18 protein-coding genes are annotated in these 15,610 nt (G+C 70.6%); 9 read left to right on the forward strand and 9 right to left on the reverse strand.

What is annotated here, in order from left to right; translation table 11 throughout:
- Positions 1 to 179: 179 nt before the first annotated feature.
- Both ENE75_RS22175 and ENE75_RS22180 read left to right on the forward strand, forming a co-directional pair.
- A complete protein-coding gene (locus ENE75_RS22175) occupies positions 180 to 620 on the forward strand; it encodes an Hsp20/alpha crystallin family protein (protein WP_128200805.1) in 441 nt (146 codons plus the stop codon).
- A gap of 14 nt (positions 621 to 634) precedes the next feature.
- Entirely contained in the window at positions 635 to 1,018 is a 384-nt protein-coding gene (locus tag ENE75_RS22180; protein ID WP_128200806.1) for an Hsp20/alpha crystallin family protein, read from the forward strand.
- A gap of 125 nt (positions 1,019 to 1,143) precedes the next feature.
- Here ENE75_RS22180 and ispD read toward each other — a convergent pair whose 3' ends face one another.
- Positions 1,144 to 2,346, reverse strand: a complete 1,203-nt coding sequence (ispD, locus tag ENE75_RS25765; RefSeq protein ID WP_128200808.1) for a 2-C-methyl-D-erythritol 4-phosphate cytidylyltransferase — start codon at positions 2,344 to 2,346, stop codon at positions 1,144 to 1,146.
- A gap of 27 nt (positions 2,347 to 2,373) precedes the next feature.
- Here ispD and mfd point away from each other — a divergent pair, with 27 nt between their 5' ends.
- The 7 genes from mfd to ENE75_RS22215 all read left to right on the forward strand — a co-directional run bounded on the left by mfd (position 2,374) and on the right by ENE75_RS22215 (position 9,145).
- On the forward strand, positions 2,374 to 5,829 hold the full coding sequence (gene mfd / locus ENE75_RS22190; RefSeq protein ID WP_128200810.1) for a transcription-repair coupling factor: 3,456 nt from the start codon (positions 2,374 to 2,376) through the stop codon (positions 5,827 to 5,829).
- A 92-nt stretch (positions 5,830 to 5,921) separates the two neighbouring features.
- On the forward strand, positions 5,922 to 6,449 hold the full coding sequence (locus tag ENE75_RS22195) for a DUF4405 domain-containing protein (protein ID WP_128200812.1): 528 nt from the start codon (positions 5,922 to 5,924) through the stop codon (positions 6,447 to 6,449).
- A 114-nt stretch (positions 6,450 to 6,563) separates the two neighbouring features.
- Positions 6,564 to 6,989: a hypothetical protein gene (locus ENE75_RS22200; RefSeq protein WP_233259216.1), complete on the forward strand. Its 426-nt coding sequence runs from the start codon at positions 6,564 to 6,566 to the stop codon at positions 6,987 to 6,989.
- On the forward strand, positions 6,986 to 7,345 hold the full coding sequence (locus ENE75_RS22205; protein WP_128200814.1) for a hypothetical protein: 360 nt from the start codon (positions 6,986 to 6,988) through the stop codon (positions 7,343 to 7,345). Before ENE75_RS22200 ends, ENE75_RS22205 begins: the two co-directional genes overlap by 4 nt.
- A gap of 142 nt (positions 7,346 to 7,487) precedes the next feature.
- Positions 7,488 to 7,610, forward strand: coding sequence for a hypothetical protein (locus ENE75_RS25660; RefSeq protein WP_259371723.1), 123 nt, complete (start codon positions 7,488 to 7,490; stop codon positions 7,608 to 7,610).
- 59 nt (positions 7,611 to 7,669) lie between these two features.
- The gene (locus ENE75_RS22210) at positions 7,670 to 8,677 is read left to right on the forward strand and encodes a D-2-hydroxyacid dehydrogenase family protein (RefSeq protein WP_128200816.1); all 1,008 of its coding nucleotides are present in this window, start codon (positions 7,670 to 7,672) and stop codon (positions 8,675 to 8,677) included.
- A 93-nt stretch (positions 8,678 to 8,770) separates the two neighbouring features.
- Entirely contained in the window at positions 8,771 to 9,145 is a 375-nt protein-coding gene (locus tag ENE75_RS22215; protein ID WP_128200818.1) for a hypothetical protein, read from the forward strand.
- Here ENE75_RS22215 and ENE75_RS22220 read toward each other — a convergent pair.
- From ENE75_RS22220 to ENE75_RS22255, 8 genes are read right to left on the reverse strand one after another with little or no spacing between them, the layout of a single operon-like run.
- Positions 9,118 to 9,462: a hypothetical protein gene (locus ENE75_RS22220; protein ID WP_128200820.1), complete on the reverse strand. Its 345-nt coding sequence runs from the start codon at positions 9,460 to 9,462 to the stop codon at positions 9,118 to 9,120. The two genes, ENE75_RS22215 and ENE75_RS22220, sit on opposite strands and share 28 nt — an antisense overlap.
- Entirely contained in the window at positions 9,459 to 10,085 is a 627-nt protein-coding gene (upp, locus tag ENE75_RS22225) for a uracil phosphoribosyltransferase (protein WP_128200821.1), read from the reverse strand. Before upp ends, ENE75_RS22220 begins: the two co-directional genes overlap by 4 nt.
- 51 nt (positions 10,086 to 10,136) lie before the next feature.
- Positions 10,137 to 10,871, reverse strand: a complete 735-nt coding sequence (locus ENE75_RS22230; protein WP_128200824.1) for an SIR2 family NAD-dependent protein deacylase — start codon at positions 10,869 to 10,871, stop codon at positions 10,137 to 10,139.
- Positions 10,858 to 11,601 carry a 23S rRNA (guanosine(2251)-2'-O)-methyltransferase RlmB gene (rlmB, locus tag ENE75_RS22235; RefSeq protein ID WP_128200825.1) on the reverse strand — a complete coding sequence of 248 codons (744 nt, stop codon included), beginning with the start codon at positions 11,599 to 11,601 and terminating at the stop codon, positions 10,858 to 10,860. Before rlmB ends, ENE75_RS22230 begins: the two co-directional genes overlap by 14 nt.
- Positions 11,598 to 12,335, reverse strand: coding sequence for a heparan-alpha-glucosaminide N-acetyltransferase (locus tag ENE75_RS22240; protein WP_259371724.1), 738 nt, complete (start codon positions 12,333 to 12,335; stop codon positions 11,598 to 11,600). Before ENE75_RS22240 ends, rlmB begins: the two co-directional genes overlap by 4 nt.
- The gene (locus tag ENE75_RS22245) at positions 12,332 to 13,006 is read right to left on the reverse strand and encodes an RES family NAD+ phosphorylase (protein WP_375138504.1); all 675 of its coding nucleotides are present in this window, start codon (positions 13,004 to 13,006) and stop codon (positions 12,332 to 12,334) included. Before ENE75_RS22245 ends, ENE75_RS22240 begins: the two co-directional genes overlap by 4 nt.
- Complete coding sequence (locus ENE75_RS22250) at positions 13,003 to 13,428, reverse strand: antitoxin Xre-like helix-turn-helix domain-containing protein (protein WP_233259218.1); 426 nt, start codon at positions 13,426 to 13,428, stop codon at positions 13,003 to 13,005. The genes ENE75_RS22245 and ENE75_RS22250 overlap by 4 nt, the downstream gene beginning before the upstream one ends.
- A 44-nt stretch (positions 13,429 to 13,472) precedes the next feature.
- Positions 13,473 to 15,608, reverse strand: a complete 2,136-nt coding sequence (locus ENE75_RS22255) for a 3-hydroxyacyl-CoA dehydrogenase NAD-binding domain-containing protein (protein WP_128200829.1) — start codon at positions 15,606 to 15,608, stop codon at positions 13,473 to 13,475.
- Between the last annotated feature and the right edge of the window lie 2 nt (positions 15,609 to 15,610).

Here is a 15,610-nt window from a genome sequence, read left to right on the forward strand (position 1 = left end):
TCGCCCCTGATGGGGCCCTGTTCGAGTATCTGCCACCACATCACGCCATTTCAAGGCGCAGGTGCGCGGGAGACGATCTGGCGCAAGACCCCTTGAAATCCCGAGACCGCAGCGCATCTTCAGGACATCGGGGCCGCCCATAGGGGTGTCCCGGTGATCACATCGTTTGGAGGACCACCATGTACCGATCCCTGTTCCCTCGCGACCTGTTCGCCGAGCTGGACCGCCTACAGCGCGACCTGACGGGTGTCTTCGAACCCTCGCCGTCGATCCGCGGCCTGGGCCGTGGCGGCTACCCGGCGCTGAACGTGGGCAGCACGCCGGGGTCCGTCGAGCTGTACGCCTTCGCCCCCGGCCTGGACCCGGCCAGCATCGAGGTCAACCTCGACCGCGGCGTGCTCACGGTGTCCGGCGAGCGTGCCGCCAGCGTGCCCGCAGCCGGCGACAGCAAGACCACGCTGCACCTCAACGAGCGCTTTGCAGGCCGGTTCCGCCGCGTCGTGAGCCTGCCCGACGACATCGACCCGAACGCCGTCAATGCCGACTACCGCGATGGCGTGCTGCACGTGAGCGTGCAGCGCCGCGCATCGCAGCAGCCGCGCCGCATCGACGTCCAGTGAGCCAGGAGCACACCATGACCGAACTGACCCAGCAAGCCAAGACCGACACCACGCCCGCCCGCACGGAGCCGGCGCTGCTGCCGCCGGTGGACGTGATCGAGGACAGCACCGGCATCACGCTGTATGCCGACCTGCCCGGCGTGCCGAAGGACCGCCTGCAGCTGCGCGTGGAAGGCGACCAGCTCAGCATCGAGGCCGAGACCGTGCTGCCCGTGCCGCAGGGCATGGACGCCACGCACGTGGAGGTGGGCCTGTCGCGCTACCGCCGCGCCTTCACGCTGAGCAAGGAACTCGACGCCGAGAAGGTCTCGGCGGAGATGTCGCACGGTGTGCTGCGCGTGCGTATCCCGAAGGCGGCACACGCCCAGCCGCGTCGCATCGCCGTGCAGGTGGCCTGATCAGACCTCGGCGCCTACGGGGTCGACGGGTGGGCGCCCCGGCACCGGACGGTGCCGGGGTGGCCGACATGGCCGAAGGCCATTGCGGGTCCCGCGGGCGCGCGTCTCTTGCCTGCCGTGACCGATCAACTCGACGTCGCACCCGATGCGCGTACAAGCAGGCACACGGCCCGCGTCTCGATCGACCGGCCCTCGCCCACCGGTCCCATCTTCTCGGCGGTCTTGGCCTTCACGTTGACGGCCGCCTCGGCCAGGCCCAGCAACGCTGCGATGCGCTCGCGCATCGCAGCAATGTGCGGCGCCATCTTTGGCGCCTGGGCAACGATGGTGCTGTCCACGTTGACCGGTAACCAGCCGGCGGCCCGCACGCGCCGCGCGGCCTCCTGCAGCAGCACGGCCGAATCGGCGCCCGCGAAGGCGGGATCGGTGTCGGGAAAGTGCCGGCCGATGTCGCCCAACCCGGCGGCGCCCAGCAACGCGTCGGTGATGGCGTGCAGCAAGGCATCGGCATCGGAGTGGCCCAGCAGACCATGGCTGTGCGGGATCGTGACGCCGCCCAGCACCAGCGGCCGGCCTACGACCAATGCATGCGTGTCCCAGCCTTCGCCGATGCGCAGGGCGGGCAGGGCTGTCGTGGGATGCATGCGCCGCTCCATCAGCTGTTCGGCGCGCGCGAAGTCGGCGGGCCAGGTGACCTTGAGGTTGTCGGGATCGCCCGGCACCAGCCGCGGCTGCAGGCCCAGCGCCTCGATGGCACTGGCCTCGTCGGTGACGGCGTCGCCGGCGGCATCCAGCGCCCGCGCCAGCTGGGCCAGGTGGAACATCTGTGGCGTCTGGGCGGCCCACTTGCCGTGGCGGTCGACGGTCGCGGCGGCACGGTCGGCGGCATCGGGCATTGCCTGCTTGAGCGTGTCGGTCAGCGGCAGCGCCAGCAGGCCACCCACCGGGTCGTCGATGCAGGCGTCGATCAGGCGGTCCACGGCTGCGGCTGTCAGCAGGCAGCGTGCCGCGTCGTGGACCAGCACCCAGTCGTCGTCGCCGGCGCCTTGCGCCCGCAGCGCATCCAGCCCGGCGCGCACCGTGGCGGCGCGGGTGGCGCCGCCGCAGCGGGCCGACCACAGCCCAGGCCGGGCTGGCACCAGGCGGTCGAAGGTCTCGTCGTCGGGCGCCAGGACGACAAGGGTGCCAATCAAGCGTGGCACCGCAGCCAGTGCCTCGACCGTGTGCAACACCAGCGGCCGCCCCGCCACCGGGGCATACTGCTTGGGGCCCGCCGCGCCGGCCCGCTGCCCGACGCCGGCGCAGGGGATCAGCGCGTAGCACTTCATGCCGCGAATTCTAGAATCCGGCACTCCATGCAGCTCCCCACCATCGCGCCGGGCAAGCGCTTCACGCTCCCGCGCCCCACCGGCAGCGCCGACGCGCTGCTGTTTGCCCGCCTCGCCCGCCAGCACGCCGACGCGAAGCGCGTCTTCGCCATCGTCACCGCCGAGCCGGCGGATGCCCAGCGCCTGGCCGACGAGATGCCGTTCTTCGAGGCCGGCCTGCGCATCGCCGTGTTTCCCGACTGGGAGACCCTGCCCTACGACAGCTTCAGCCCGCACCAGGACCTGATCTCCGAGCGCCTGGCCACGCTGTGGGCGGTCCTGCAAGGCGAGGTGGACGTGGTGCTGCTGCCAGCCTCCACCGCGCTCGCGCGCCTGGCGCCCACCAGTTTCCTGGCCGCCACCACCTTCCACTTCAAGCAGAAGAGCCGGCTCGACGAGGCGAAGCTGAAGGCGCAGCTGGTGCTGGCCGGTTACCAGCACGTCAGCCAGGTGGTGTCGCCCGGCGAGTACGCGGTGCGCGGCGGCCTGATCGACCTGTTCCCGATGGGCTCGCCGGTGCCCTATCGCGTGGACCTGTTCGGCGACGAGGTGGACTCCATCCGCACCTTCGACCCCGACAGCCAGCGCAGCCTGTACCCGGTGCCCGAGGTGCGCCTGCTGCCGGGCCGCGAATTCCCGATGGACGAGTCGGCGCGCACCGCCTTCCGTGCCCGCTGGCGCGAGAAGATCGACGGCGACCCGACCCGCGCCCGCCTGTACAAGGACATGGCCCAGGGCATCGCCGGCGGCGGCATCGAGTACTACCTGCCGCTGTTCTTCGAGCAGACGGCCACGGTGTTCGACTACTTCGGCACCGACACAGCCCTGGTGCTGCACGGCGAGGTCGACGCCGCGCTGGAGCGCTTCTGGACCGACACCCGGGAACGCCACCGCTTCCTGCAGCACGACCCGGAGCGGCCCATCCTGCCGCCGGAAGCCATCTTCCTGAAGGCCGACGAATTCTTCGGCCTGACCCAGTCGCACGCCACGCTGGCGCTTCGGGGCAAGGAACCGGTGGACTGGGCACGCCCGCTGCCCGACGTGGCGGTGGACCGCGCCGCCACCGAACCGCTGGTGTCGCTGGAACGGCATCTGGGCAGCACACCGCACCGCGTGCTCCTGGTGGCCGAAAGCGAAGGTCGGCGCGAGAGCATCCTGGACCTGCTGCGCGACCACAGGATTGCCGTGCCGTCGGCCGGCACCCTGGCCGAGTTCCTGGGCAGCGGCGAGAAGGTGGCCATCACGGCCGCCCCGCTGTCCGCTGGCTTCCACTGGCTGGAGAAGGACGGGGCCGAAGCGGGCCTGTCGGTGCAACTGATCACCGAGACCGAACTCTTCGCCAGTTCGCCGCAATCGCGGCGCCGGCGCAAGCAGGAGCAGGTCAGCAGCGTCGACGCGCTGATCAAGGACCTCTCCGAGCTCAAGGTCGGCGACCCGGTGGTGCACCTGAACCACGGCATCGGCCGCTACCAGGGGCTGGTGCACATCGACCTCGGCGAGGGCGACAGCGAGTTCCTGCACCTGGAGTACGCCGACAAGGCCACGCTTTACGTGCCGGTGAGCCAGCTGCACCTGATCGGCCGCTACACCGGCGTCAGCGCCGACGAGGCGCCGCTGCACAAGCTGGGCAGCGGCCAGTGGGACAAGGCGCGCCGCAAGGCTGCCGAGCAGGTGCGCGACACGGCCGCCGAGCTGCTCAACCTCTACGCGCGCCGCGCCGCGCGCGAGGGCTTCGCCCACCGCTTCACGCCGCACGACTACGAGGCCTTCGCCACCAGCTTCGGCTTCGAGGAGACGGCCGACCAGCGTGCCGCCATCCATGCCGTGATCCAGGACATGGTCAGCCCCAAGCCGATGGACCGTCTGGTGTGCGGCGACGTCGGCTTCGGCAAGACGGAAGTGGCGTTGCGCGCCGCCTTCGTGGCGGTGCACGGCGGCAAGCAGGTGGCACTGCTGGCGCCCACCACGCTGCTGGCCGAGCAGCACTACCAGACCATCGTCGACCGCTTCTCGCCCTGGCCGGTGAAGGTGGCCGAGCTCTCGCGCTTTCGCAGCCCGAAGGAGGTCAAGGCAGCGATGGAGGGCCTCGCCGACGGCAGCATCGACATCGTCGTCGGCACGCACAAGCTGCTGAGCCCGGACGTGAAGTTCAAGCGCCTGGGCCTGCTGGTCATCGACGAGGAGCACCGCTTCGGGGTGCGCCACAAGGAGGCGATCAAGGCCATGCGCGCCGAGGTGGACGTGCTGACGCTCACCGCCACGCCCATCCCGCGCACGCTGGGCATGGCGCTGGAGGGTCTGCGCGACCTGAGCGTCATCGCCACCGCGCCGCAACGCCGGCTGGCGATCAAGACCTTCGTGCGCACCGAGACCGGCGGCACCATCCGCGAAGCCGTGCTGCGCGAGCTCAAGCGCGGCGGCCAGGTCTATTTCCTGCACAACGAGGTCGAGACCATCGAGCACCGGGCGCAGAAGCTGGCCGAGCTGGTGCCCGAGGCGCGCATCGCGATCGCCCACGGCCAGATGCCGGAGCGCCAGCTGGAGAGCGTGATGCGCGACTTCGTCGCCCAGCGCTTCAATCTGCTGCTGTGCTCCACCATCATCGAGACCGGCATCGACGTGCCCACGGCCAACACCATCGTGATGAGCCGGGCCGACAAGTTCGGCCTCGCCCAGCTGCACCAGCTGCGCGGTCGCGTCGGCCGCAGCCACCACCAGGCCTACGCCTACCTGCTGGTGCCGGACGTGGAAGGCCTGACCAAGCAGGCGGCGCAGCGCCTGCAGGCCATCCAGGACATGGAGGAACTGGGCAGCGGCTTCTACCTGGCCATGCACGACCTGGAGATCCGCGGCGCCGGCGAGGTGCTGGGCGAGAACCAGAGCGGGAACATGATGGAGGTGGGCTTCCAGCTCTACAACGACATGCTGTCCGAGGCGGTGCGCAGCCTGAAGGCCGGCAAGGAACCGGACCTGCTGAACCCACTGAACGCCACCACCGAGATCAACCTGCACGCCCCCGCGCTGCTGACCGACGCCTACTGTGGCGACGTGCACGTGCGCCTGAACCTCTACAAGCGCCTGGCCTCGGCCGACAAGCCCGAGCAGATCGACGCCCTGCTCGAGGAGATCACCGACCGCTTCGGCAAGCTGCCGCCGCAGGGCCAGGTGCTGTTCGACACCCATCGCCTGCGCGTGCTGGCCAGGCCCTACGGCGTGCTGAAGATCGACGCCGGGCCCAGGCTGATGCAGTTGGTCTTCCGCCCCAACCCGCCGATCGACGCGCTGAAGATCATCGAACTGGTGCAGAAGAACCGCGCCGTCAAGCTGGCTGGCAACGACAAGCTGCGCATCGAACGCGCCATCGACAGCGCGCCGGACCGCGCGCAGTACGTGCGCGACCTGCTGCGGGCGCTGGGCCCACCGGCCCGGGTGGCGGCCGGCTGATCTGGCGCAAGCCGCTTTACTGCGGCGACACCTGCGCTTCATCGCGATTCACAGGTGCGGCCAATACTTCGGGAAAACCCGGAGCAGACAGCATGATCACCCGCATCTCCCGCGACTGGGCCACCCCGCTGACGGTCGGCAGCTTCCTGCTGCTGACCGTGACCGGCGTGCTCATGTTCTTCCACCTCGACACCGGCCTCAACAAGCTCGCCCACGAGTGGCTCAGCTGGGTTCTCGTGGCAGCCGTGGGTCTGCACCTGGCCAGCAACTGGCCCGCCTTCCGGCGGCACGTGAAGCAGCGCCGGGGTCGCCTGCTTATCGGCGCCGGCGCCCTGGTGCTGGCCCTGAGCTTCGTCCCGGCCAGTCTGGTCGGCCTGGGCAGCAGCGAGCCGCCCTTCGTCGCACCGGCGCGCGTGCTGGCCCAGGTGCCGATGCCGGTGCTGGTCCAGGTCGCCCAGAGCCAGGGCATCCCGGAGTCGCAGCTCCGCGCTCGCCTGACCGAGGCTGGCCTGCCGTCCGACGGTGACGACAGCATCGCCGCGCGGGTGGGCAGCGACGCGCGCCGCCAGATCCAGGTGCTGGCCAGCGTGCTGGCCACACCGCCCGCCGGCCGCTCCTGACGAGCCGACCGGCCGCGATCTGACGGCGCCACGGGGCGCATTTCCGGGCTTTGCCGCCCGGCCAGGGCGTCAAGAATGACTCAAGCCGGCACTTTCCCGGCCGAAGTCATCCCCATGAGCCCGCACGCCTTGTTACTTCGCCGTTGGACCCAGACGACGCGCCCCGCCGACGGGCCGAGCAGTCTGCGTCACGAGGTGCAGCCGCCGTCGCTGCGGCAGGCGCCGGAATCCGTCTGGCTGCGCCTGTGGTTCTGGCTGGCCGCACCGGCCCCGGCCAACGCTGCGCCGCCGGTGAGCCGCCTGCCCGGCATCCGTGAGGACTTCCTGACCGCACTGGCCGACATGGGCACCGACGAGACGGCCGCGCTGCGCCAGCGCGTGATGCGCTCGCACTCGCTGCGCGAACTCTGGCACCTGCGGGCCGAGGTCTACCGGCTGGTGGCCGTGCACCACAGCCAGGCCGAAGCCGAACACCGGCTGGCCAACCTGAACCGCCACTTCCCGACCCGGGCACCGCGCTCCGGGTTCATGCCGCTGTGAACCCCGCCACCGCTCCCCGCCACTTCGTGCACGCCGGCATGCACGGCCGCGGCCTGCCAGGTGCCGGCCTGCCGCACGACCGGCTGGCGCGGCTGGCCGCGCGGCGCGCCTTCGTCGAACTGAAGCAGGATTTCATGCACGCCGTGGCCGCCCTGGACGACGAGCGGGGGCGCTGGCTGCAGACCCAGGTGCGCAAGGCCGAGGAGCCGGAAGACCTGCTGCTGCTGCGCGGCCACGTGTTCGCCTGCCTGTCCGGGGCCGACGCCGGTCGCACGGAACGCCGGCGCATGCTGCGCCGGACGCTGGACTCGCAGTTTCCCGACAGCGCACCGCTCAGCGGCTTCATCTCATTCTGAGCGCCAGCCGGTCACCGTCGACCTGCGCGTCCTACGTGCCGGGTTCGGCCGGCATCACCAGCGGGTCCGTCCCGACGAGACCGTCGCCGCAGGCGACGCCATCTCCGCCCTTGCCCCGGCGGCCGACACGCTGGCCGCGCCCTTGCTGATCGCGTTGACCTCCGGACGCGTGAACGAAGGCGTGCACGCCGAGCGCGCGCTGGTGCTCGGCAGCGGCGTGCTCTACCTCGATGGCACCGGCGCGCTGACGCTGCACGACTGGTAACGGCCGCGTCGGGCCGCCGCGCCACCGCCACCGCGGTGGCGCGGCACAATCGTGCGGCGATGAACATCATCATCCTCGACGACTATCAGGACGCCGTGCGCAAACTGGCCTGCGCGGCGCGCCTGGAGCCCTACAACGCCAAGGTCTTCACCAACACCGTCAAGGGCATCGGCCAGCTGTCGGTGCGCCTGCGCGACGCCGACGTGCTGGTGCTGATCCGCGAGCGCACCCACTTTCCGCGCCAGCTGCTGGAGAAGCTGCCCCGGCTCAAGCTGATCTCGCAGACCGGCCGGGTGGGCGGCCACATCGACGTCGATGCCTGCACCCGCCAGGGCATCGCGGTGGCCGAAGGCGTAGGCTCGCCGGTGGCACCGGCGGAGCTGACCTGGGCGCTGATCATGGCGGCGATGCGGCGGCTGCCGCAGTACATCGGCAACCTGAAGCACGGCGCCTGGCAGCAGGCGGGCCTGAAGGCGGCGTCGATGCCGCCGAACTTCGGCCTGGGCACGGTGCTGCGTGGGCGCACGCTGGGCCTCTGGGGCTACGGCAAGATCGGGCAGATGGTGGCCGGCTACGGGCGTGCGTTCGGCATGACGGTGCAGGTCTGGGGCAGCGAGAGCTCGCGCCAGCGGGCGGTGGCCGATGGCCACCAGGCGGCCGCGGACTGTGAGACCTTCTTTGCCACCAGCGACGTGCTCAGCCTGCACCTGCGCCTGACGGAGACCACGCGCGGGCTGGTGACGCTGGAGGATCTCTCGCGCATGAAGCCGACGGCGCTGTTCGTCAACACCTCGCGGGCCGAACTGCTGACGGAGAACGCCCTCGTCTCGGCGCTCAACCGGGGCCGACCGGGCATGGCGGCGGTGGACGTGTTCGAAAGCGAGCCCATCCTGCAGGGCCACCCGCTGCTGCGGCTGGAGAACGCAGTCTGCACCCCCCACATCGGCTACGTGGAGCAGGACAGCTACGAGCTGTACTTCGGCGCCGCTTTCGACAACGTCGTCAATTTCATCGAGGGCCGGCCGACCGGTCTGGTGAACCCCGATGCCTTGAAGGTCCACCGCTGACATGGCCGCCTGGGCGTGCATAGCGCACGACGTGCCGGACACGCCCGCCCCTGGGGGATGACGCGACGCTGCATCGCAGCTAGGCTCTGACGCATGTCGTTCTGGACCGCCGTTCGTACCTGGTCGCTGCCGGCAGCACTGCTGGTCGCCTCAGCGGGAGCATGGGCCGCACCCGTCCAGGGCGACACGCTGGCCGCCGAGCGCGACGAACTGGCGATGCAGTGGTCGCTGAGCAGCCTGGCGCCGCCGGCCACCTGGCTGGTGCCAGCGCAACCCCTGGGAGCGCCCGACACCACGGTGCCGTCGGCTTCGTCTGCGACCGTGCCGATGGCGGCCTTGCCTGCCGGCGGCGTGCCCGATCCCGGCGCCTATGCGCTCATGGGGCTGGCGCTGCTGGGCGCCGGCGTTGCCGCACGGGCCTTTGCCCGCCGCGCGCCCGGTCAGCGCGGGTTGTCGAAGAACACGTAGGTCGAGAAGCCGCCGATCTCGAAATAGATCCGCTTCTCGCCCGGGTCCACCTGCCCGTTCAGGTTCTCGTCCAGCACGCCGTAGCCGAAACGGTACTCGCGCGGCGCGCCGTCGTCGGTGCCCAGGGCCGTGGACAGCTTGTCCACCTTCAGGAAGCGGCGCACCAGTTGCGACCCTGCGTAGATCTCGAGCACGCCGTCGTTGCCCGTCCAGTTCTGGATCTCGCGGCGGAGCTGGTTCTGCCGCTCCTGGGTGCAGCCGGCGAGCGTGACGGCGATGATGGCGGCCAAGGTGGCCAGCAGGGTGAGGCGCTTCATTTGGTGCCGAAGATCTTGTCGCCGGCGTCGCCGAGGCCGGGGATGATGTAGCCCACCTCGTTGAGGTGGCTGTCGATGGACGCCGTCCAGCAGCGCACGTCCGGGTGGGCAGCGTCCAGCGCGCGGATGCCTTCGGGTGCGGCCACCAGCACCAGGGCCCGGATGTCCTTGCAGCCCTTGCGCTTGAGCAGGTCGATGGTGGCGATCATGGAGCCGGCGGTGGCCAGCATGGGGTCGACGATCAGCGCCGTGCGCTCGTCCAGGTGGCCGACGAAGCGCTCGAAATAGTGCTCCGGCTGCAGCGTCTCGTGGTTGCGCGACAGGCCCACCACACTGACCTTGGCGTTGGGGATCATGTCGAGCACGCCGTCGAGCATGCCCAGGCCGGCGCGCAGGATGGGCACCACCGTCACCTTGCGGCCGGCGATCTGGTCGATCTCGGTCGGGCCGCTCCAGCACTGCACCGTGGTCTTCTCGAGCGGGAAGTCGGCGGTGGCCTCGTAGGCCAGCAGTCGCGCCAGTTCGCCCGTGAGCTCGCGGAACTTCTTGGTCGAGATGTCCTGCTCGCGCAGCAGGCCGACCTTGTGGCGGACGAGGGGGTGGTTGACGGCGATGACGGGCATGGTGGGCGACAGTTTAGGGTGGCGCGGGCGCGGCGGGGGTCGCGGGCGACGTCAGGACAGCAACGCCGGCAGCACGGTGGCGGCGGTGCCGCGCAGCACGACGTCGGCTTCGGCGTCGATCTCGCTGTCGTGCGGGTTGACGATGGCGACGAAGGCGCCGCGCGTCTTCGCACGCCCGGCCAGGCCGGCGGCGGGCCAGACGGCGCCCGAGGTGCCGACCACCAGCATCACGTCGCAGGCCGAAGCCGCCTGTTGCGCCGCGACCAGCGCGCCCTCGGGCAGGAACTCGCCGAACCAGACCACGCCGGGGCGGGCCATCACGCCACAGCCCGGGCAGCGTGGCGGCCGGCCCGGCGTGGCGGCGTCGGGCGGCAGCGCCGGGCGGCAGCGGCAGGGTTCCAGCCAGCGGTCGCGCAGGATGTCGCCGTGCAGGCGGATGGTGTCGACGTTGCCCGCGCGCTGGTGCAGGTCGTCGACGTTCTGCGTGACAAGGGTCAGCACGCCCGGCCTGCGGGCCGCAAAGGCGGCCAGGGCGTGGTGACCGGCGTTGGGTTCGGCCCGGCGAACACCGTCGCGGCGTTCGGCGTACCAGTCCCACACGCGGCCCGGGTCGGCGCGGAAGCCGTCCTCGCTGGCCAGCTCGGCCGGGTCGAAGCGCGACCACAGGCCGGTCATCGCGTCGCGGAAGGTCGGGATGCCGCTCTCCGCGGACATGCCGGCACCGGTGAGCACGCAGACGCCTTGGGCCGTCTCGAGCCGGCGGCGGACCGTTTCAAGCCCGTCCATGCTGCCGCTGCCGCAGGGCTTCGTACAGGCACACGGCCGCGGCCACCGAGACATTGAGGCTCTCCACCGCCCCGTTCATCGGGATGCGCACCAGCTGGTCGCAGGTCTTGCGCGTGAGCTGGCGCATGCCGGGGCCCTCGGCGCCGAGCACCAGGGCGACCGGGCCGGTGAGGTCCAGGTCGTACAGGGTCTGCTCGGCGTCGTCGCTGGTGCCGATGACACGGATATCGCGTTCCTTCAGGTCGCCCAGCGTGCGCGCCAGGTTGGTCACCATCAGGTAGGGCACGGTCTCGGCCGCGCCGCTGGCCACCTTGGCCACGGTGGCGTTCAGGCCCACGGCGTGGTCTCGCGGCGCCACCACCGCGTGGGCGCCGGCACCATCGGCCACGCGCAGGCAAGCGCCCAGGTTGTGCGGGTCGGTCACGCCGTCGAGCACCAGCACCAGCGGCGGGCCATCTGCCTCGTCCAGCACGTCGTCCAGCGAATGCTTCGGCGCCAGTGCCTGCACGCGCGCCACCACGCCCTGGTGGCCACGGCCGCCGCACAGCTTGGCCAGCCGGGCATCGTCGCTGTCGACGATCTTCGCGCCAGCGGCCTGGGCGCGCTCCACGAAGCCGCGCATGCGGGCGTCGCGGCGGGTGGCGTCCACGTGCACCTCGAGCACGGACTCGGGCGCGGTCTTCAGCCGCACGGTGACGGCGTGGAAGCCGTAAAGGATGCCGGGTTTCATCCGGTGATTTTCAGGTACGCCAGGATCAACCCGATCAAGATGGGCTGATGCAGCATGTAGAAGCTCAGGCTCCAGCGCCCCAGGACCGCCAGCGGCTGCAGCACGCCCGGCACCGGGCCAGCAAAGGCCGCCCGCCGATGCGCCAGCAGCCACTGCGCGCCCGCCAGGCCCGCCAACATCACGCCGAACCAGGGCAGCACCGGTACCCAGTCCTCGGTGATCGGCTTGCGCGTGACCAGGCCGATCCAGGCCAGCCACGGCACGTCGAACACCGGGTGGCGCCACAGCGCCGGCAGCATGATGCAGGCCGCCGCCAGCGGCCACAGCCCGCCGCGCAGCGGCGCCAGCAGCCGGGCCAGGATCAGCATCAGCGCAATGCCATGCAGCACGCCGAAGAAGATCCAGCTCTTCGGGAACATGAACGACGAGCCGATGCTGACCAGCAGCGCACAGCCCGCCACCTGCGCCCAGCGCCGCCAGAAGCGTGGCCAGCTCTGGCCAGCGTCCAGCGCCACCGCCAGCGCTGCGCCGGCGCACAGCAGGAAGCCCGACAGGATCATCGTGCGCTGCACGGTCCACAGCGGGTCGTGGAAGAAGCGGTACGGTGGCTGGAAGAAGCCGTAGTGGTTGAGGTCGAAGGCGAAGTGGTAGGCCGCCATCCAGACGATGGCCAGGCCGCGCAGCGCGTCGAGCCGGTCGAAACGCTGGCCTCGGATGGCGAGCGGGCTCGTCACGACACCTTCTCGTAGACGTCGCTGAAGCGCTGCCCGTCCCAGGCGTAGAGCAGGACGGCGGCATGTACGCAGCGCGCGGCGCCGCGCGGGCGGAACAAACCGACGCATTCACCGCCGGCGTGGCGCACGCTGCGGTAGACCACACCGGCCGACCCGCCGGCACGCAGCCGGGCACCGAGGGCGCGTGCGGCGCCGTAGTCGGCGGGGTCGTGCTCGGCGTCGAAGCCGGCGCGCAGGTCATGCAGGCTGGCGTCCACGTCCACCCGGTACAGCCGCATCGGCAGGTGCATGGGCCGCTCGCGGGTGGCCGCCAGGAAGCGGGCATGGTGGAACGCGGTCTCCGCGATCGCCGTCTCGCGGTGATGGGCGGCGTAGAAGACGCCAACGTCGCCGCTGGAAAACCGGCTGCCCAGCGGGTTCACGTGCGTGAAGGCGGCCATGATGGGCCCGCTGCCGGGGCCGTAGACGCGGTCGGCTTCGGGCACGCGGGCGATGTCGCCCACCTCGTCGCGCACACGCTCGTTGGTCAGCGCTTCCAGTGCGTAAAGCGCGTCGAAGTCGGCGGCGTCGGCCACGCGGTCGAACAGGTAGACCGAGGGGTGGCGCGTGGGCACGATGCGGCAGGCCGGCTGCCAGTGCACGCGGCGCTTCGGCGGAGCGGCCACCGTCAAGACCAGCCGCCGCCGCGCACGCCGTCCAGGTAGCAGCGCACCAGGTTCAGGTCACTGACGTTGCCGCCGAGCATGTGCTGCAGCGCGCTGCGGCCACCGAAGGGCGCGGCGCTGTTGGGCTGCCGCACCCAGGCGTCGGCCGCCGCGGCATCGGGCAGCAGGATCTGCAGGCTCTTCCAGATGCCCAGCAGATTTGATAGGCGCTCCAGCGTGTCGCGCGACAGGTTGGCCTTCTCCGGATGCTTGCGCCAGGCGAAGAAGGTGGAGCGCGGCGGCTCGCCCAGCAGGCGGATCTGCTCGTCCACGCTGAGTTTCCAGGCGTCGGCGATGCGCACGAAGGCGCGCAGGCCCGCAGCGGCCATCTGCGCCGGCCCCACCGGCGGCATGGCCGACGAAGAGACCGGATCGAGCAATGCATTCATGAGTCCGATTATGGACCCCATGAATACAGAAGTCCACTGAAGGACTAGTTGTTCAACCGCCCCCCGGCCTCGGCCAGCCGCACCAGCATCGCTGCCGGCGCGAAGCGCGGCCCATGCGCGGCCGCGAGTTCGCGCGCCCGCGCCACGAAGGCCGCCACGCCCACGGTGTCGATGAACTGCAGCGCCCCGCCCCTGAACGGCGCGAAACCCCAGCCGAAGATCGAGCCGATGTTGCCGTCGGCCACCGAGCGCAGCACGCCCTCTTCCAGGCAGCGGGCCGCCTCGTTGGCCTGGACGAACATCAGGCGGTCGACGAGTTCGTGCTGGTCCGGCTGGCTGGCCGCCACCGGGAACAACTCGGCCAGACCCGGCCACAGGCGCTTGCCGTCGTCGGTGTAGTCGTAGAAGCCCTGGCGCGCCTTCTTGCCGATACGGCCAGCCTCGCACAGCTGGCGGATCACCGCCATGCCCGGGTGCTCCGACGGCGTCTTCCCTTCGGCAGCGAGGTCCTTCTTCGTCTGCTCGGCCACGTGCATCGACAGGCTCAGGCTCACCTCGTCCTGCAGCGCCAGCGGCGGCATCGGCATGCCGGCCTGCAGGCCGGCCACCTCGATGCTGCGCGGGTGCACGCCCTCCTTCAGCATCGCGATGCCTTCCATCACGTAGGTGGCGAACACCCGGCTGGTGTAGAAGCCGCGGCTGTCGTTGACGACGATGGGCGTCTTGCCAATCTGCAGCACGTAGTCGAAGCCGCGCGCCAGCGTCTCGTCCGAGGTCTCCCCGCCGACGATGATCTCCACCAGCGGCATCTTGTCCACCGGGCTGAAGAAGTGCAGCCCGATGAAGTTCGCCGGCCGCGCGCTGGCCTTGGCCAGCCCGGTGATCGGCAGCGTGGACGTGTTGGACGCGAACACCGCCGACGGCGCGATCACGGCTTCGGCCTTCGCCGTGACGTCGGCCTTGATCGCGCGGTCCTCGAACACGGCCTCGATCACGAGGTCGCAGCCGTCGAGCGCGGCGTAGTCGGTGGTAGGCGAGATGCGCGCCAGCAGCGCCTCACGCTTGTCGGCCGTGGTGCGCCCTTTCTTCAGCGCCTTGTCCAGCAGGCCCTGGCCGTAGGCCTTGCCCTTCTCGGCCGCCTCCATCGAGGTGTCCAGCAGCACCACGTCGATGCCGGCCCTGGCCGAGTCGTAGGCGATGCCCGCGCCCATCATGCCGGCACCCAGGATGCCGAGCTTCTTCACCTTGGTCTTGGCAGGACCGGCGGGTCGCGAAGCGCCCTTCTTGATGGCATTGAGCTGGAACCACAGCGTGCCGATCATCGCCTTCGACTCCGGCGACATCACGCAGGCGGCGAAATAGCGGCTCTCCATCTCGCAGGCGCTGTCGAAGTCGAGCAGGCCGCCTTCGAACACGCAGCTCATGATGTGCTGCACCGCAGGGTAGTTGCCGTAGCTCCTGGCCGACGCGATGGACGGTGCGATGGAGAACATCTGCACCGACGCCGGCGAGCGCGAATCGCCGCCGGGCCAGCGGAACTTGGGCGCATCCCAGGGCTGCTGGCTCTTCTCGTGCGTGGCGCACCAGGTGCGTGCCTTGAACATCAGGTCGTCGCGGTCCTGCGCCAGTTCCGTCACCAGGCCCATCTGCAGCGCCTTGGCCGGCGCAATATCGTTGCCTTCGGCGCAGATCTGCAGCGCCGCCTGCTGGCCCACCAGGCGCGGCAGGCGCTGCGTGCCGCCGCCACCGGGCAGCAGACCGAGCTTGACCTCGGGCTGGCCGAGCTTGAGCTTCGGGTCGTCGAGCACGATGCGTGCGTGGCAGGCCAGCGCGATCTCCAGCCCGCCACCCAGCGCGTGGCCGGCGATGGCGGCCACCACCGGCTTGCCGGTGGTTTCCATGCGGCGCAGCACGCGCTTCATGGCCATCGAGCCTTCGAAGGCCTGCTCCGGACGCGTCCAGGTGAACATGTTGTCCAGGTCGCCGCCGGCACAGAAGTCGGCCTTCGAGCTGGCCAGGATCAGGCCCTTGACGGCGGGGTCGGTGGCCAGCCGTTCGGCGGCTTCGGCGATGCCGGCCATCAGCGGATCGCCGACCACATTCATCGGCCGGCCTGGCAGGTTCATCGTGGCGACGAGGATGCCATCGTCGCCGAGTTCGAGAGTGACAGCGCGTTCCATGG

The organism is Rubrivivax albus (genome assembly GCF_004016515.1).
Lineage (GTDB): Bacteria > Pseudomonadota > Gammaproteobacteria > Burkholderiales > Burkholderiaceae_C > Rubrivivax > Rubrivivax albus.

Excerpts from the sequence above, each read along its gene's own strand:
- ENE75_RS22255 (WP_128200829.1), bottom strand. The coding sequence starts at position 15,608 with ATGGAACGCGCTGTCACTCTCGAACTCGGCGACGATGGCATCCTCGTC.
- mfd (WP_128200810.1), top strand. The coding sequence starts at position 2,374 with ATGCAGCTCCCCACCATCGCGCCGGGCAAGCGCTTCACGCTCCCGCGC.
- ENE75_RS22200 (WP_233259216.1), top strand. The coding sequence starts at position 6,564 with ATGAGCCCGCACGCCTTGTTACTTCGCCGTTGGACCCAGACGACGCGC.
- ENE75_RS22215 (WP_128200818.1), top strand. The coding sequence starts at position 8,771 with ATGTCGTTCTGGACCGCCGTTCGTACCTGGTCGCTGCCGGCAGCACTG.
- ENE75_RS22220 (WP_128200820.1), bottom strand. The coding sequence starts at position 9,462 with ATGAAGCGCCTCACCCTGCTGGCCACCTTGGCCGCCATCATCGCCGTC.
- ENE75_RS22250 (WP_233259218.1), bottom strand. The coding sequence starts at position 13,428 with ATGAATGCATTGCTCGATCCGGTCTCTTCGTCGGCCATGCCGCCGGTG.
- ENE75_RS22175 (WP_128200805.1), top strand. The coding sequence starts at position 180 with ATGTACCGATCCCTGTTCCCTCGCGACCTGTTCGCCGAGCTGGACCGC.
- ENE75_RS22180 (WP_128200806.1), top strand. The coding sequence starts at position 635 with ATGACCGAACTGACCCAGCAAGCCAAGACCGACACCACGCCCGCCCGC.
- rlmB (WP_128200825.1), bottom strand. The coding sequence starts at position 11,601 with ATGAAACCCGGCATCCTTTACGGCTTCCACGCCGTCACCGTGCGGCTG.
- ENE75_RS22230 (WP_128200824.1), bottom strand. The coding sequence starts at position 10,871 with ATGGACGGGCTTGAAACGGTCCGCCGCCGGCTCGAGACGGCCCAAGGC.
- ENE75_RS22210 (WP_128200816.1), top strand. The coding sequence starts at position 7,670 with ATGAACATCATCATCCTCGACGACTATCAGGACGCCGTGCGCAAACTG.
- ENE75_RS22195 (WP_128200812.1), top strand. The coding sequence starts at position 5,922 with ATGATCACCCGCATCTCCCGCGACTGGGCCACCCCGCTGACGGTCGGC.
- ispD (WP_128200808.1), bottom strand. The coding sequence starts at position 2,346 with ATGAAGTGCTACGCGCTGATCCCCTGCGCCGGCGTCGGGCAGCGGGCC.
- upp (WP_128200821.1), bottom strand. The coding sequence starts at position 10,085 with ATGCCCGTCATCGCCGTCAACCACCCCCTCGTCCGCCACAAGGTCGGC.